General features: G+C 46.5%; 17 protein-coding genes. 16 read left to right on the top strand and 1 reads right to left on the bottom strand.

The window, feature by feature from the left end:
• The first annotated feature begins 89 nt into the window (after positions 1-89).
• The 13 genes from FYJ53_RS18775 (at position 90) to FYJ53_RS18715 (ending at position 12,521) form a co-directional block, all read left to right on the top strand.
• Positions 90-944, top strand: coding sequence for a Fic family protein (locus tag FYJ53_RS18775; RefSeq protein WP_052237243.1), 855 nt, complete (start codon positions 90-92; stop codon positions 942-944).
• 245 nt (positions 945-1,189) lie between these two features.
• Positions 1,190-1,432 carry a helix-turn-helix domain-containing protein gene (locus FYJ53_RS18770; protein WP_013380241.1) on the top strand — a complete coding sequence of 81 codons (243 nt, stop codon included), beginning with the start codon at positions 1,190-1,192 and terminating at the stop codon, positions 1,430-1,432.
• 74 nt (positions 1,433-1,506) lie between these two features.
• Positions 1,507-2,709: a tyrosine-type recombinase/integrase gene (locus FYJ53_RS18765; RefSeq protein ID WP_154557622.1), complete on the top strand. Its 1,203-nt coding sequence runs from the start codon at positions 1,507-1,509 to the stop codon at positions 2,707-2,709.
• Between the two features lie 265 nt (positions 2,710-2,974).
• A complete protein-coding gene (gene hcp / locus FYJ53_RS18760; RefSeq protein ID WP_148430354.1) occupies positions 2,975-4,537 on the top strand; it encodes a hydroxylamine reductase in 1,563 nt (520 codons plus the stop codon).
• Between the two features lie 650 nt (positions 4,538-5,187).
• Positions 5,188-5,937: a GntR family transcriptional regulator gene (locus tag FYJ53_RS18755; RefSeq protein WP_013380245.1), complete on the top strand. Its 750-nt coding sequence runs from the start codon at positions 5,188-5,190 to the stop codon at positions 5,935-5,937.
• 109 nt (positions 5,938-6,046) lie between these two features.
• Positions 6,047-6,727, top strand: a complete 681-nt coding sequence (gene deoC, locus FYJ53_RS18750; RefSeq protein WP_013380246.1) for a deoxyribose-phosphate aldolase — start codon at positions 6,047-6,049, stop codon at positions 6,725-6,727.
• Positions 6,728-6,752: 25 nt separating this feature from the next.
• Positions 6,753-8,279, top strand: coding sequence for a xylulokinase (gene xylB, locus FYJ53_RS18745; RefSeq protein WP_154557621.1), 1,527 nt, complete (start codon positions 6,753-6,755; stop codon positions 8,277-8,279).
• Positions 8,280-8,411: 132 nt separating this feature from the next.
• Positions 8,412-8,885: a YbaK/EbsC family protein gene (locus FYJ53_RS18740; protein ID WP_013380248.1), complete on the top strand. Its 474-nt coding sequence runs from the start codon at positions 8,412-8,414 to the stop codon at positions 8,883-8,885.
• 2 nt (positions 8,886-8,887) lie between these two features.
• Positions 8,888-9,634, top strand: a complete 747-nt coding sequence (locus tag FYJ53_RS18735) for a bifunctional 2-polyprenyl-6-hydroxyphenol methylase/3-demethylubiquinol 3-O-methyltransferase UbiG (protein ID WP_154557620.1) — start codon at positions 8,888-8,890, stop codon at positions 9,632-9,634.
• A 199-nt stretch (positions 9,635-9,833) separates the two neighbouring features.
• Positions 9,834-10,670, top strand: a complete 837-nt coding sequence (locus FYJ53_RS18730) for an Mrp/NBP35 family ATP-binding protein (RefSeq protein WP_133966047.1) — start codon at positions 9,834-9,836, stop codon at positions 10,668-10,670.
• 67 nt (positions 10,671-10,737) lie between these two features.
• Complete coding sequence (locus FYJ53_RS18725; RefSeq protein WP_013380251.1) at positions 10,738-11,460, top strand: AzlC family ABC transporter permease; 723 nt, start codon at positions 10,738-10,740, stop codon at positions 11,458-11,460.
• Entirely contained in the window at positions 11,457-11,786 is a 330-nt protein-coding gene (locus FYJ53_RS18720; RefSeq protein WP_090415064.1) for a branched-chain amino acid transporter permease, read from the top strand. Before FYJ53_RS18725 ends, FYJ53_RS18720 begins: the two co-directional genes overlap by 4 nt.
• 30 nt (positions 11,787-11,816) lie before the next feature.
• Positions 11,817-12,521, top strand: a complete 705-nt coding sequence (locus FYJ53_RS18715; RefSeq protein ID WP_013380253.1) for an ABC transporter ATP-binding protein — start codon at positions 11,817-11,819, stop codon at positions 12,519-12,521.
• A gap of 36 nt (positions 12,522-12,557) precedes the next feature.
• Here the strand turns inward: FYJ53_RS18715 and FYJ53_RS18710 are convergent, their stop codons facing one another.
• Positions 12,558-13,292: a FadR/GntR family transcriptional regulator gene (locus FYJ53_RS18710; RefSeq protein WP_013380254.1), complete on the bottom strand. Its 735-nt coding sequence runs from the start codon at positions 13,290-13,292 to the stop codon at positions 12,558-12,560.
• 265 nt (positions 13,293-13,557) lie between these two features.
• On the opposite strand from FYJ53_RS18710, the gene lctB reads away from it, so the two are divergent.
• Genes lctB through lctD form a run of 3 tightly spaced genes read left to right on the top strand, consistent with a single transcriptional unit; the run spans position 13,558 to position 16,991 of the window.
• Positions 13,558-14,349 carry a lactate dehydrogenase subunit LctB gene (gene lctB, locus FYJ53_RS18705; protein ID WP_013380255.1) on the top strand — a complete coding sequence of 264 codons (792 nt, stop codon included), beginning with the start codon at positions 13,558-13,560 and terminating at the stop codon, positions 14,347-14,349.
• Between the two features lie 15 nt (positions 14,350-14,364).
• Positions 14,365-15,588, top strand: coding sequence for a lactate dehydrogenase subunit LctC (gene lctC / locus FYJ53_RS18700; RefSeq protein WP_038352355.1), 1,224 nt, complete (start codon positions 14,365-14,367; stop codon positions 15,586-15,588).
• Positions 15,589-15,590: 2 nt separating this feature from the next.
• Positions 15,591-16,991: a lactate dehydrogenase subunit LctD gene (lctD, locus tag FYJ53_RS18695; RefSeq protein WP_013380257.1), complete on the top strand. Its 1,401-nt coding sequence runs from the start codon at positions 15,591-15,593 to the stop codon at positions 16,989-16,991.
• The last annotated feature ends 4 nt before the right edge of the window (positions 16,992-16,995 follow it).

Below are 16,995 nucleotides of genomic sequence, written 5' to 3'. Positions count from 1 at the left end.
AATCGATATAATAGGATCATAAAGTAATTGACAAGCTGAGAGCAAGTGGTTTCACAAAAGCAAACCACAGTTTGAATGGAGGCTAAAATATGGATGAACACATTCCTTACACTTATGAAGAAAAACATGAAAGCTATGATACCTGTGAAAAACAGCTTTATTGGGATGTTGCAATTGGGTTGAATCAAGTGGATGCTTTAAAACCATCACAATACTTAAAGAAACTCATTCCTAAAAATATTTATGGCGCAGCATCAAATAAGGAAGTCGAAGATTCTTTAAAAGCCTATTACCGTGAAAAGAGCATTGTCAATCATGACGAAATGGAATGTGACTTAGTATCTGCGCGAATCGTTTCATTGCTGGAGACAGGTGGTTTTTCGTTTTCGCCTGTAGCCCTTAAGAGTATACACAGAATTTTATTTGATAGTATTTATGATTTCAATGGCATTTTTAGGGATACAAATATCTGGAAAAAAGAGCCGATCCTCGGTGGGGAATCCGTAACCTATGGAGATTTCCGTATGCTTGAGGATACCTTGGATTATGATTTTGCGCAGGAAAAAAAGCAAAATTACGTATCAATGGACAACGAATCGGCTATCCGCCGTATTTCAGAATTTATAAATTCGATCTGGCAGTTGCACCCCTTCAGGGAGGGAAACATGCGGACTATCGCTGTTTTTCTAATACAATATTTAAACCATTTAGGTTTTTCTGTGAACAATGAACCCTTCAAAGAAGGCTCCCTGTATTTTAGAAATGCCTTGGTGAGGGCAAACTATTATAATATGAATGAAGGGATTCAGCCAACAAGTGAGTACCTTGAAAAATTTCTCACAACGGTTCTTTCTGGCGATACGGTCAAAGATTTAGACAGTTGGGAAATGGCAGTGGCCATCGGAGAAAACAAAGAAAAAGACGAATATGAAGCTGATCGTTGATCAAAATAATGTTTTACAGAAAAAAGCCATTAGAGTTATCTAGTGGCTTTTTATATTGGAGAACGGAAGATGTTTTTGAGTAAAAATAATGAATGGAGAGTGCAATGGAAAATTTAAATCCTGCATTAATGACGTTTAAACAGTTTATTGAATATCTTGGTATTAAAGAAAGAATGAGAAGACTTTGCATTTTTCCTCAACTGGTAATGGCTTAAAATTAGTTGGTTACAAATAAGGTAAAAGCTATGAATCGAAATAATGATAGACAAACTTGTGAAAATACTAAACTTCAAAACAACATGTTTAAAGATCTTGATGATGTTGTAAATGTTAAAGATATACAAAAAATGCTTCATAATGTAAGCAGACAATATGTATGTAAATTAATAAGAACTGGCAGGATTCCAGGTAAAAAAATTGGCAAGGGATACTTGGTTCCCAAAATATATGTTATTAAATATATCTTAGAAAACGAAGAAAATGCATAGACAAATAGACCATATTCATATAAAATTTTAGATATTAACAAGTATCTGTTTGTCCATGAGTTGGAGGTAATTTCATGGTAGCAGGACATTTAGAAGAAAAAAACGGATTGTATTATTGTGTTATTAGTTATTATGAGCGACCAGGTAAAAAAAGGATCAGAAAGTGGATACCAACTGGTTTAAGAGTAAAGGGGAATAAGAAAAAAGCAGAAAAGAAGCTACTGGAAGTAAGAAGTAAATACATTATTCCAAATGCGGCGAATGATCTCAATACGGAGATGCTTTTTGGTGACTATTTAAGAAAGTGGCTGGAATACAGAAAATCGGCTATTGCGATTACAACTTACCACTCGTATAAAACTAGGATCGAAAGAAAAATTGCCCCCTATTTTGATGAGCGCAAGATGAAGCTGGGGTCTTTAAAAGCTGCGCATGTGCAAGAGTTTTATATTCATTTAGAAAATGAAAAATTGAAACCTTGTACAATTAAGTGTTATCATGAATTAATGAATACCGCACTAAATTACGCAGTTCGTTCTGAGCTGATTTTGGCTAACCCGCTTCGTCTGGTATATAGACCTTCAGTTAGAAAATCAATTGAACCACACAGCTGTTATAATGAGCTTGAACTCGAAAAATTATTCAAAGTAAGTGAAGGTACATTACTGGAGATACCGATATTATTAGGTGCATTTTATGGCCTGAGAAGATCAGAAATTATAGGGTTGAAATGGAGCGCGGTTGACTTTGAGAATAACTTAATTAATATTAACCATACGATTGTTCCGGTATATAGTGAGTCAAGTTATATCTATGTCAAGGAAAACAGGACAAAAACGATTAGCAGTAGAAGGACACTTCCTTTGATTGATCCGGTAAAGGGTAAGCTGATCAAGCTAAAAGCAATCCAGTTAAATAACCGCCTGGTGTGTGGTAATGCTTATGAAGATACGGAAGGATATATATGCGTAAATGAAGTAGGAAGATTGTATACTCCAAACTGGCTTACGACCTCTTTTGGAAAACTATTAAAAAAACATGGATTACGACACATTCGGTTTCATGATCTCAGGCATAGTTGTGCTAGTATTCTTTTGAGAAAAGGTGTTCAAATGAAATACATACAGGAATGGCTTGGGCATAGCAATATTGCAACAACAGCTGATATTTATTCGCATTTGGAAGTATCCGATATGATCCCACTGGCATCAACGATTGAAAAAGCGATGCAGGTTCCGGATAATCCAGAAAGCAGTAACCTGTTATCGTTTGTTTGATAAAAACAGGAAAAGATGTTAGAATATATGAAATAAATATTTGGGCAGAAATCTTGGGCAGAAAAAGATTGATATCGCTTGAAACTTTCAGTCAAGGCTAGTTGATTTTAAAATGTAGCAAAAGAAAAATAGAAAACAAAATATTGAAAAACCCTAAAAAAATCAAGCTTTTTTAAATATCATTGCATATGCAACATACATTTTCGTTGCAGATGGGTATACTTGATAACAAGTCAAAGAAATAAGTTATCAAGGAGGAATACAAATGTCCATGTTTTGTTTTCAATGCGAACAGACTGCTTTAGGAAAGGGCTGTACCAAGCACCAGGGAGTTTGCGGCAAGAAGGATCACACCGCGCATCTGCAGGATGAGCTGACAGGCGCTATGATCGGTCTGGCGCGGGTAATGGAAAAGGAAGAAGCGCCCAATGATGAAGTCAGCAGGCTGGTAATGAAGGGGTTATTTACCACTGTGACCAATGTTAATTTTAACGATCCCACCATTAAAAAACAGGTGGAGGACCTGCACAATCTGCAAAAGGCCATTGGCGGTGAGATCTGTGATTTTGATATGCAGGAGCTTTGGAGCGCCAATGAAGATATCCGTTCCTTAAAATCGCTGATCCTGTTTGGTCTGCGCGGTATGGCAGCCTACGCCTATCACGCCGATGTACTGGGGTATCACAATGAGGATGTCAACGCTTTTTTCCTGACTGCGCTGCGCGCCATTGGCGGTGAAGAGGATATGGACACGCTGCTGGCGCTGGTCATGGATACCGGCAATGTCAATCTGCAGTGTATGGCCATGCTGGACAAAGCCAACACAGAAACCTACGGGACACCTGAGCCCACAGAGGTTTCCATGACCATTGAGAAGGGGCCGTTTATCATCATCACAGGCCATGACCTGCATGATCTTTATCTGCTTCTGGAACAGACAAAGGACAAGGGAATCAACATTTATACTCACGGTGAAATGCTGCCCACCCATGCATATCCCAAGCTCAAGGCTTACCCGCACCTTAAGGGAAACTTTGGTACCGCATGGCAGAATCAGCAAAAGGAATTTGACGGTGTACCAGCGCCCATTCTCTACACGACCAACTGTCTGATGCCAGTCAAGGATTCCTACAGTGATCGTGTTTTCACCACCGAAGTGGTTTCTTATCCTGAAATGGTGCACATCGGACCAGATAAAGATTTTACACCTGTTATTGAAAAGGCACTGGAGCTCGGCGGTTATCCGGAAGATCACAAAATGACCGGCATCAACGGCGGCTCTGTATTGACAACGGGCTTTGCAAGGGGAACTGTGCTGTCTGTGGCCGATAAGGTTGTGGAGGCTGTAAAAAGTGGCAGCATCTCCCATTTCTTCCTGGTTGGCGGCTGTGACGGTGCGAAGCCAGGACGGAACTACTACACAGAGTTTGTTAAGCAGACACCGGATGATTCCATTGTCCTGACACTGGCCTGCGGCAAATACCGGTTCAACGATTTAGATCTTGGAACCATCGCCGGCCTGCCCAGAATCATGGATGTTGGACAGTGCAATGACGCTTACTCGGCCATCCAGATCGCTCTAGCCCTGGCAGATGCCTTTGACTGCACCGTCAACGAGCTTCCGCTCACACTGGTATTGTCCTGGTACGAACAGAAAGCTGTCTGTGTGCTGCTGACGCTGTTGTCCCTTGGCATCAAAAATATCTACCTTGGACCAACACTGCCGGCTTTTGTATCTCCGAATGTATTAAATGTGCTCGTTGAGCGTTTTGGCCTGACACCAATCTCCACGCCGGAAGAAGACCTGAAAAAAATTCTTGAAAAATAAGTGGCACGTCTAAAGCCCGGATATTCATTCGGGATTCAGGCGGTCAAAGAAGTGGCGCAGGCCAAGACTGCGCCTTTTATCCAGATAAGAAAAAAGGTTCAGGCGCTGCGGTAAACGGCGGGGAATCATGCTTCTTTACCGGAAATGCCGGACACAGGAGAGATCAAAAATCATTTTTATTGAAGAAGATACAAATGTTAAGGCAGTGCCCGCAGAACACTTTTTTCTTCCTTAGGTAAAAGACTCCGTTTCATGAGGTTTTTCGACACACAAAAGCCCGGATATTTATCCGGGATTCAGGCGGTCAAAGAAGTGGCGCAGGCCAAGACTGCGCCTTTTATCCAGATAAGAAAAAGGTTCAGGCGCTGCGGTAAACGGCGGGGAATCATTCCTCTTTACCGGAAATGCCGGACACAGGAGAGATCAAAAATCATTTTTATTGAAGAAGATACAAATGTTAAGGCAGTGCCCGCAGAACACTTTTTTCTTCCTTAGGTAAAAGACTCCGTCTCTTGAGGTTTTTTTGACACACTGAAGCCCGGATATTTATCCGGGTTTTCCTTTATGGGCTGGCAATGTCATGACATATGGACATTTTGTAAAAAATGCGCTATACTAGATGGTAATGACATAGGAAAGGCGATTATAATATGGGATTATTTGATCATCAACTCGATAAAAATATACCGGTGCCGCTCTATTACCAGCTCAAAACATTGCTGGAGGAGTATATTGAAAAGGAACATACCAGCTATGAAGAACCCATTCCAACAGAAATGGAGATCAGTGAGGCTTTTGGAATCAGCCGTCCAACGGTACGTCAGGCGATCAACTCGCTGGTGGTGGAGGGAAGGCTCTACCGCAAAAAGAGCAAGGGCACTTTTGTGACCCGGCCTAAGATTCACCAGAATTTTCTGGAGTCGATCCAGAGCTTTAATGAGGAAATGGAGGAAAAGGGCCTGACGCCTAAAACTGAAGTGCTCGGCCTGGAGGTAGTGGCCTGTGACGAAGAGGTGGGGCGCGCTCTGCAGCTGGAGGTGGGGACAGAGGTCGTGCGGCTTGAGCGCCTTCGCTACGCCAACGATGAGCCCATCGTCCATGTGGTCAGCCATCTGCCGCACAGCCTGTGCAGTGAAATGCTGGAAAAAGACTTTACCAGGGTTTCCATGTATCATGTGATGGAGACAGAGCTGGGGTTGACCATTGATTATGCCACCAGGAGGCTTGAAGCCATACTGGCTGACAGCACTACAGCTAAAACCTTGAGCATCAGCAAGGGCTCCGCGATCCAGTATATTCAGACCATCGCCTACCTGACCGACGAGACGCCGGTAGAGTACTCCAAAGCCCATTACCGCGGGGACAGGAGCCATTTTACGTTTAGATTAAAACGCAAGTAACCTTAAAAAGACCAGCATCCGCTGGTTTTTTCTTTTTTGCTCTTGACACTTATACAATAGGATGTTATTATGTAAATACATAAGAACAATAAATGAAGTGAGGATTTACATGAAAACACTAACTGTTAAAGAACTGGCAGGCTATTTTGATCATACACTCTTAAAGGCCTTTGTCACTAATGAGGATTTTAAGAAGCTGTGTGATGATGCCGATAAGTACGGCTTTAAGATGGTTGCCATCAACTCGGCTCCGGTAGCGCTGTGTAAGGAGTACCTGAAGGATTCACCTGTGCATGTGGGCGCAGCCATCAGCTTCCCCCTTGGACAGACAACCATTGAAACCAAGGTTTTTGAGACTAAAAATGCCATTGAAAACGGCGCGGACGAAATTGATTATGTCATCAATATCGTGGAGCTGAAAAACAAGAATTATGATTATATCAAACGTGAAATGGAAGCCATTGTGGCAGTCTGCCGTGAAAACGGCGTGCTGTCAAAGGTTATTTTTGAAAACTGCTATCTGACAAAGGATGAAATTGCAAAGGTAGCCGAGATCGCCAGAGAAGTGAAGCCGGATTTTATCAAGACTTCAACAGGCTTTGGTACAGGCGGAGCGACTGTGGAGGATGTAAAGCTCATGAAATCCATTGTCGGCGACGACGTGAAGGTCAAAGCCGCTGGCGGCATCCGCGATCTTGAAACCTGCCTGGCCATGATCGAAGCCGGCGCAGAACGGATCGGCAGCAGCAGCAGTATTGAAATTACAGAAGCTTACGCAAAAACATTATAACAATCATTTTTGAGGAGAGGTTAAAATGAAAAAATATTTACTGGCACACGATTTGGGAACATCTGGAAACAAGGCGACTCTGTACAGCACAGAAGGGGAACTGGTCAAAAGCTGTGTTCACAGCTATGACATGCTTGTCAGCAATAACAACTGGGTTGAACAGCGTCCGGAGGATTTTTGGAACGCTGTCTGCATCTCCACAAAAGAGCTGGTACAGGACATCGACGTGAATGACATTGCCGCCATATCCTTCAGCGGCCAGATGATGGGGTGCATCTGTGTGGATAAAGAGGGCAGGGCGCTTAGAAACGCTTTGATCTGGGCAGACATGCGCGCTACTAGAGAAGAAGAAATGATCCGTGAGCGCATCAGCGAGGAAGATTTTTATCATCTCACAGGCCATAAGATCAGCCCGTCCTACGGCGGACAGAAGCTAATGTGGGTTAAAAATAACGAGCCTGAAATTTATGAAAATACCTATAAAATGCTCAATTGCAAGGATTATATCATCCTGAAGCTTACCGGTGAATTCGTCACGGAGTATACCGACGCTTCTTCCACCAACCTGTTGGATTTAAACAAGCTGGAATGGTCTGACCGCCTTCTGGAAGTCATGGGGATTGACCGTGAAAAAATGCCGGCACTGTTAAAATCCACAGACGTTGCGGGGACCGTCACAGACGAAGCGGCAAAGGCCTGCGGACTGGTTTCAGGAATTCCTGTTGTCTGCGGCGGTGGCGACGGTGTCTGCGCGGCCGTTGGCACGGGCTGTACCAAGGAAGGCATTGCCCACAGCTGTATGGGTACATCCTCATGGATTTCCATCACAACAGAAAAACCAATCTACGATGAAGAAATGCGCACCTTTACCTGGGCGCACATTGTGCCAGGCTATGTACTGCCAACAGGAACCATGCAGTGCGGAGGCGGCTCCTACAGCTGGTTTACAAAGGAGCTGTGTAAGTACGAAAGCCTGCTGGGCGAACAGCAGGGGGTCAGCAAATATGACCTTCTGGAACAGGAAATTAACGATTCTAAGCCAGGAGCCAATGGACTGCTGTTCTTACCTTACCTGATCGGCGAGAGAAGCCCGCGCTGGAATCCAAAGGCAAAGGGCGCCTTTATCGGTCTTAAAATGGAAACCGAAAAGAAGGATATGGTGCGCGCGGTGCAGGAAGGCGTTGCCTTTAACCTGGGCGTAGTCATGGATGTTTTCAAGGGTAAGGGCGTTGCGATTGACGACATGATCGTCATTGGCGGCGGCGCACAGAGCGATGCATGGCTCCAGATTTTAGCGGATGTTTACAATATCAATATCCAGAAACCAAACTACCTGGAAGAGGCGACCTCAATGGGTGCAGCCATTACGGCAGGTGTGGGCGTCGGCGTCTTTGAAAACTTTGACGTCATTGACAAGTTCCTGAAGATTGAAGAGACAAAGACACCAAATACAGATAATCAACCGGTTTACAGTGCTATGAAGCCAATTTTCGACGAAGCTTATTTTGCGCTGACCGGGGTATTTGACAAGCTTTCTGAATTCACGAAATAAATAAAGAGAAATATAAAGCAGCACACAGGCAAAGCCGTGCTGCTTTTTTGTGTGCAGAGACATGATACCGCTTGCATTTGAGATGAATTCGCGGTAAACTGGTAGAGTATTATGAGGATTGGAGTAAAGAAAATGGCAGTAGATAAGGTAAAGGCATATTTTAAACAGTACGGTATGGAGGAACAGGTTAAGGAGCTGACCGCTTCAACCGCGACCGTTGAGCTGGCCGCAGAGGCTGTAGGTGTGATCCCTGCCCGCATCGCAAAAACACTGTCCTTTAAACGGTATGACGAGTGCGTTCTCGTCGTGGCGGCAGGCGACACAAAGATTGATAATCGAAAATTCAAGGAAGCGTTTGGCGTAAAAGCAAAAATGCTGTCGCCGGATGAGGTTTTGGAATTTACAGGCCACGCAGTTGGCGGTGTATGCCCCTTTGGCATTGAAAACCCGGATGTGGAGGTCTATCTGGACGACTCTCTCAAGCGCTTCGATACAGTATTTCCGGCCGCTGGCAGCAGCAATTCCATGATCGAGCTTTCCTGTGACGACCTGTTTCAGTATTCCGGCGCACTGAGCTGGGTGGATGTGTGCAGGCTTAAGGAGTGAGCATGAAAGAAAATAAATACGATGATGATGTGTTTTTTAAAAAATACAGCGAAATGAACCGCTCCCGTCAGGGCTTGGCAGGCGCAGGGGAATGGTCTGAGCTGCAAAAGCTTTTGCCGGATTTTAAGGATAAGCGCGTGCTGGACTTAGGCTGTGGCTATGGCTGGCACTGTCTGTATGCCGCAGAGCACGGCGCGGCCAGCGTGATGGGCGTGGACATTTCTGAGAAGATGCTGAATACAGCTAGGGAAAAGAACAGCCACGAGCGAATCTGCTACAGACAGTGTGCTATGGAGGATCTGGATTTTGCAGAAAACTCCTTTGATGTGGTGCTCAGCTCGCTGGCGTTTCATTATATACAGGATTTTTCTGCGCTGGCGGAGAAAATAAGCCGTTTTACGGCCCCGGGCGGCGATTTTATCTTTTCGGTGGAGCACCCGGTGTTTACCGCTTACGGCACACAGGACTGGTATTATGATGACGCGGGTGAAATTTTACATTTTCCGGTAGACAATTATTATTATGAAGGTAAGAGGAAGGCTGTTTTTCTGGGGGAAGAGGTGACCAAATACCATCGGACACTCACCACCTATCTTGATACATTGCTGCGAAATGGTTTTGAGCTGCAGCACATTGTCGAACCCCAGCCTTCGGCGGAAATGCTTGATTTATCGGGTATGAAGGATGAAATGCGGCGCCCTATGATGCTGTTGGTGTCCGCAAAAAGAAATAAGCTGCCAATGTGCTGAACCTTCTGCCAACCGTTCTTTATATCGGCCCGGAAGGAAGCCGTTCTTTACATTGATTTGGGCAAATGCCCAAAAAGTAGTTAACAAAACCTGAAAGATATGTTATAATAAGGCTCAAATGAGTTTAACCATTGCCGTCAGGAAGCTCTTTCTGACGGCGATGTCATTTTATAAGATTTTGTTTGAAGGAGTGAATGAAATGGTTGATGAAGAAAACTGCACCCATGACTGCAGCACCTGCGGATCAGACTGTGCTGACCGCGAAGGCGGGGCACCGGACTTTTCAGTCAAGGCGCATCCCTGGAGTCAGGTTAAAAAAGTAATCGGCGTTGTCAGCGGTAAGGGGGGCGTTGGTAAATCCCTCGTAACCTCCACAATGGCGGTACTGCTCAGACGCAGAGGCCTGTCCACCGGTATTCTGGACGCCGATATCACAGGCCCGTCCATTCCCAAGGCTTTTGGAATTACCCAGAAGGCCCAGGGGAGCGACAAGGGTATTTATCCGGTTAAGACAAAAACCGGCATTGATTTAATGTCTATGAACCTGCTTTTGGAAAACGACACCGATCCTGTTGTTTGGAGAGGCCCGGTAATCGCCGGCGCGGTAAAGCAGTTCTGGAGTGATGTTATCTGGGAATACGAAGATTATCTGTTTGTGGATATGCCGCCAGGAACAGGCGATGTGCCGCTCACGGTATTTCAGTCACTGCCCATCAATGGAATCATCATTGTGACCTCTCCGCAGGAGCTGGTATCCATGATCGTTGAAAAGGCTGTAAACATGGCAAACATGATGGACATTCCTATTTTAGGCGTTGTTGAAAACATGAGCTATGTGGAATGCCCGGACTGTGGTAAAAAGATTGCTGTTTTTGGCGAAAGCCATATTGACGAAGTCGCAGCGGAAAAGGGCCTGAAGGTTCTGGCCAAGCTGCCAATCGACCCGGAAACCGCCTCACTGGTGGATGCCGGAAAAATCGAAGACTTTAAGGGAAACTGGCTGGACAGCGCCGCAGACGTTGTTGCAGCTTTATAAAAACATCTGAGCAACGGGGCCTGAGGGTCTCGTTGTTTTTCTCTATCCTGAAAAATGCGGAGGGCATATGAAAAAAACACTTGAAAGCGCCTTTGTCACCACCCTTCCTGTCCTGTTTGGCTATCTGTTTACCGGCATTGCCTTTGGTCTGCTTTTAAGTAAGGCCGGCTACGGCGTGCTGTGGGCAGCGCTCATCAGCACGGTGGTATACGCGGGCTCCATGCAGTTTGTACTGGTAACCTTTTTTGACGGCGGTCTGAGCCTGTTCACCATGGCCATGATGACTTTTGCCATCAATATCCGCCATTCCTTTTACGGGCTGTCCTTTATTCAGAAGTTTAAGGAAATGGGGAAAAAACGCCTGTACATGATCTTTTCACTGACCGACGAAACCTATTCGCTGCTTTGTTCGGCAAAGACACCGGAGGGGGTGGATGAAAAGCGGTATTACATGGCCATCGCTCTGATGGACCAGATTTACTGGATTATCGGCAGTGTGCTGGGCTCGGTGGCTGGCGCGCTCATCACCTTTGACACCACAGGGATCGACTTTGCCATGACCGCCCTGTTCATTGTTATTTTTGTTGAGCAGTGGCTGGAGGCGAGAAACCATCTCCCGGCCCTGGTCGGCCTGGCAGCTGGGATTATCTGCCTTTTGATCTTTGGCCCCGGCAATTTTATTCTGCCTTCTCTTTTGAGCTCAGTGCTTTTGCTGATGCTGCTCAAGGCGCGGCTGGATGTAACAGAGGAAGCCGATAAGGCAGATAAAGAACAGGAGGATGTGCAATGATTGGAACCTCACAGGCTTTTTTGATCGTGGCGGTGGTGGCAGTCTGCACCTTTATCACCAGAGTGCTGCCCTTTGCGCTTTTTGGGCGTAAGGACCCGCCGGAGTGGGTGCTGTACCTTGGCAGGATTCTGCCGCCGGCAGTCATTGCGATTCTGGTGGTATACTGTTACCGCAACGTCACCCTGAACGTGTGGCCCTTCGGACTGCCCGAGTTTATTGCCATGGCAGCCGTGGTGGCGCTGCATGTCTGGAAGCGGAATAATCTTATCAGCATTGGTGTGGGAACCGTTTTGTATATGGTTTTAATTCAGGTTGTTTTTGTATAATAAGGAAAACAGCGATAAGGGGTAGAATAAATGAGAAAATTTGTCGAATTTAACGATGTATATAAACGCTATAAAATGGGCGAGGTGACCATCAACGCTGCCAATGGCATTTCCTTTGGCATCGAGGAGGGGGAGTTCGCTATTGTGGTTGGTCCCAGCGGCGCCGGAAAGACAACCGTGCTCAACATATTGGGCGGTATGTCCGGGTGTGACGAGGGCCAGGTGTTTGTGGGCGATAAGGAGGTCTCATCGCTGAGCGCCAGAGAGCTGGCAACCTACAGGCGCTATGATACCGGCTTTGTCTTTCAGTTTTATAACCTGATCCAGAATCTGACGGCTGTGGAAAATGTTGAGCTGGCAACCCAGATCTGCAAGGACCCAATGGACGCGCGGGAAACGCTGGCGAGTGTTGGGCTTGAGGACCGTATGGATAATTTTCCATCTCAGCTGTCCGGCGGGGAACAGCAGCGTGTGGCCATTGCGAGGGCGCTGGCAAAGCGGCCAAAGCTGCTGCTCTGTGATGAACCCACCGGAGCCCTGGATTACAACACTGGTAAAAATATTCTGAAGCTTTTGCAGGATACCTGCCGGCGGGAAAAAATGACCGTTGCCCTTATTACACATAATCAGGCCATCACCCCCATGGCAGACCGGGTTATTAAGATGAAGAACGGCAAGGTTGAGGACATGTATCTGAATGCTGAGCCCATGCCGGTGGAACGGATCGAATGGTAAAAAACAAGGTACGTCGAAACGACGTACCTTGTTTTTTTAGTCTTCCTCTGTATTCTTAATGTCGATGGCTTTTTGCACCTCGGTCACAAAATCCTCAATAAAGCTCATATGGGTGAGCATGGCGCGGGCGGCGGCATCAGGGTCGTGCTTACGGATACTGGCGACGATGTCGCGGTGCTGTTTGTTGATGGCCGAGGCGCTCACTTCCTCCATGAGGATAAGGGTGCGCATGTCCTTGATCAGCTCTTCGATCAGGGTAGAGGCTGAGTTTAAGACATCTTTGATGAGCTTGTTGCGGGAGTACAGTGCAATGGAGTCATGGAGCTTTTTATCCAGCTCAGCGCTTTTAGCTTCGTTTGGCTCACTCTCGATGGCAGCGCAGATTTCCTCCAGGCGCAGGATATCCTCCTTGGTGGCGTGGAGGGCAGCCAGCTTGGCAGCCTCGGTTTCCAGAGAGCGCCTGAGCTCGTGGATTTCTGTGACCTTTCCGTCGTTCAGCCAGAACATAATGGATAAGGGCTGGGTGAGGGTGTTGTCAAAATCCTCGGTGATAAAGTTGCCCTCGCCCTGGCGGCAGTGTACCAGGCCGATCATTTCCAGAGCGCGGATGGCCTCCCGCACAGTTGCGCGGGAAACACCCAGCTGTTCGGACAGCTGGCGTTCGGAGGGGAGGCGGTCGCCACTTTTTAACTGCTTTGTGACGATGTTATTTTTTATCTGCTCTAAAATCTGCAAATATATTTTTTTCTGTGGTATCTCAGTATACATCATTCATTCTCCTAAGTTTATCAATTTATTCTATCATAGGAGCAATTATTTTACAAATATTAAAAGAAAATAAAAATGCCTGAAAACGGCTAAATCATGCGGATTTTTGTGATTTTATTTCGTAAAAACAAAAGATTGTTAAAAAATAAACATGAAAACGAGTAAAAAAGTCTTGACATTCCTTTACAAAGATCCTATAATGAAATCAACTTAAGTGGTCAGACCACTTACCATTGAAAGTTTAAAAAGGAGTAATTAAAGAGTCATTATGAAAACTTTAGTGTGTATCAAACAGGTGCCGGGCACTTCCAATGTCGAAGTCGATCCGGAAACAGGTGTATTAATCCGTGATGGTATTGAATCAAAAATGAATCCCTATGATTTGTACGCTTTGGAAACAGCGCTGCGTCTGCGTGAAGACCTTGGGGGGACAATCACCACATTGTCCATGGGACCCATGCAGACAAAAGAAGTGATTTATGAATCCTTCTACATGGGCGCCGATGACGGCTGCCTCTTGTCAGACCGTAAATTCGGCGGCGCCGATGTGGTAGCCACCAGCTATACACTGGCCCAGGGAGCCAAGAAGCTGGGCGATTTTGACCTGATCATCTGCGGTAAGCAGACAACGGATGGCGACACTGCACAGGTTGGCCCGGAAATGGCTGAGTTCCTGAGCATCCCGCATGTTACCAACGTTGGTAAAATACTACAGGCCGATGAAAAGGGCCTGACGGTTCAGATGAACATGGAGGACACGGTTGAGATCCAGCATGTGCCGTATCCTTGCCTGATCACCGTTGACAAAGACATTTATACACCAAGACTGCCCTCCTACAAGCGCAAGCTTGATCTTGAAAAAACACAGGAAATCAAGGTTCTGACCCTTAAAGATATGTATGACACCGATGAAAAGAACTATGGCTTAAACGGCTCCGCCACCCAGGTTGAACGGATTTTCCCACCGGAAAGCAATGTGGAAAAAACAACCTATGAGGGTGCTGGAAAAGAAGTTGCCAAGGCGCTGTATGGCATTTTGGCTGAAAAGAAATACGTATAAAAGGGGAGAGATAAAATGGCTGGAATTAAAGTAATCAATGAAAACTGCGGACAGGAGATTTTTGATCAGTTTAATGAAATCTGTCCCTTCGGCGCCTTTACTTTTGAAAATAACAAGATGGAAGTAAGCGCTGCCTGTAAAATGTGTAAGCTGTGCCTGAAAAAAGGCCCTGAAGGCTATGTAGAGCTGGAAGAGGATGAAAAGGAAGAGATTGACAAAAGCAAATACCGCGGCGTCACCGTCTATGTAGATCATGTGGAAGGCAAGATTCATCCGGTAACCCTGGAGCTGATCGGAAAAGCCAAGGAGCTGGCTTCTGTCATCGACCATCCGGTATATGCCCTGTTCATCGGCCATAATATCGGTGAAAAGGCCAAAGAGCTGTTACACTATGGTGTTGATAAGGTTTTTGTGTACGACGACGCCCGGCTGGCCCATTTTTCCATCGAGCCGTACACCAATGCTTTTGAGGACTTCATCCGCAAGGAAAACCCATCCTCCATCCTGGTGGGCGCTACCAACGTTGGCCGTTCGCTGGCCCCGCGTGTCGCGGCCCGCTTCCGCACGGGCTTAACCGCAGACTGTACCATCCTGGAAATGAAGGAAAATACCGATTTGGTCCAGATAAGACCTGCTTTCGGCGGGAACATCATGGCTCAGATCGTCACCGAAAACAACCGCCCGCAGTTCTGCACAGTGCGCTACAAGATTTTCTCAGCGCCAGAACGCTCTGAAGAGGCCAAGGGTGAGATTGTGAATATGGCATTAGAAGAAAAACGTTTTGCCTCAGCCATCGAGGTTCTTGAAATCATCAAGAAGGAAAAAGGCTTTGACATCTCCGAGGCCGATGTCATCGTCGCGGTTGGCCGTGGGGTCAAGAGTGAAAAAGACCTGCCGATGGTGCAGGAATTCGCTGACGCCATCGGCGCGAAAATGGCCTGTACCCGCCCGAACATTGAAAACGGCTGGTTTGACCCGCGCCTGCAGATCGGCCTGAGCGGTCGTACCGTTAAGCCTAAGCTGATTATCGCAGTGGGTGTGTCCGGCTCAGTCCAGTTCGCCGCTGGTATGCAGAACTCCGAATACATTGTGGCCATTAATAATGATAAGAACGCATCCATCTTTAATATTGCCCACTGTGGTATTGTCGGGGATTTGTACGAAGTCATCCCTGAGCTGATGGAAGAAATACGAAACAATAAAAATGTGAACGAAACCCTGGAAAGTGAGGCTGTATAACCATGGATTACAAAAAAGTTGATGAAAAGGACGTTGAATATTTAAGAACCCTGGTGGACGCGGACCGCATCCTGGTAGGGGATGAAATCTCTGAGGATTACAGCCATGACGAGCTGGGCACTGTCGCCAATTATCCGGAAGTGCTGATGCGCGTGCTCTCCACCGAGGAGGTTTCCGCCATCATGAAATATGCTTATGAACAGAATATTCCTGTGGTGGTCAGAGGCTCCGGCACTGGTCTGGTGGGCGCGTGCGTGCCGATCTATGGCGGCATCATGCTGGAAACCACACTGATGAACCATATCCTTGAGCTGGATACTGAAAACCTGACAGTGACCGTCGAACCCGGCGTTCTGCTCATGGAGCTTTCCAAATTTGTGGAAGAAAACGACCTGTTCTACCCACCGGACCCAGGTGAAAAATCAGCGACCATCGCGGGCAATATCTCCACCAACGCCGGCGGTATGCGCGCGGTAAAATACGGCGTCACCCGTGATTATGTCCGCGGGCTTACGGTGGTCATGCCAAATGGGGAAGTGCTGGAGCTTGGCGGCAAGATTGTTAAAAACAGCTCTGGCTACAGCTTGAAGGATCTGGTCATCGGCTCTGAGGGAACCCTGTGTGTGATTACCAGGGCTGTGCTCAAGCTGCTGCCCCTGCCTAAAAAAACCCTGAGCCTTCTGGTGCCCTTCGATACCTTTACAGAAGCGGCTGCCGTAGTGCCAAAGATCATCAAATCCAAGGCTATTCCAACAGCCATTGAGTTCATGGAACGCCAGACCATTCTCTTTGCCGAAGACTTCCTGGGCAAGAAATTCCCGGATACCAAGAGCAATGCCTACATCCTGCTTACTTTTGACGGCAACACCAAAGAACAGGTGGAAGCAGAGTACGAAGTGGTGGCAGACCTCTGTCTGAGTGAAGGGGCAAAGGATGTATATATTGTCGATACTGACGAGCGTAAGGACTCTGTCTGGAGCGCCCGCGGCGCTTTCCTGGAAGCCATCAAGGCATCTACCACTGAAATGGACGAATGTGACGTGGTGGTTCCGAGAAACCGTGTGGCAGAATTTATCAACTACACCCACGACCTTGAAAAGGAACTGAATATCCGAATCCCGAGCTTTGGCCATGCCGGCGACGGCAACCTGCACCTCTACATCTGCCGTGATGAGCTGGGCCAGAAGGAATGGGAAGAAATGCTGGATACTGCCATGGATAAGCTCTATGCTAAATCCCTTGAGTTTGACGGGCTTGTCTCGGGCGAGCACGGCATCGGCTATGCCAAACGAAAATACCTCTTTAACGATTATGGCGAATATGAAATGGGTCTGATGGACGGCATCAAGCATGCCTTTGACCCGAAGAATATTCTGAACCCTAAAAAAGTCTGCCAGATGTAAGGGG

Source organism: Eubacterium sp. BL-380-WT-2B (assembly GCF_009696115.1).
Classification (GTDB): Bacteria; Bacillota; Clostridia; order Eubacteriales; family Eubacteriaceae; genus Eubacterium; species Eubacterium callanderi.
This window is presented reverse-complemented; position numbering and strand designations above follow the sequence as displayed.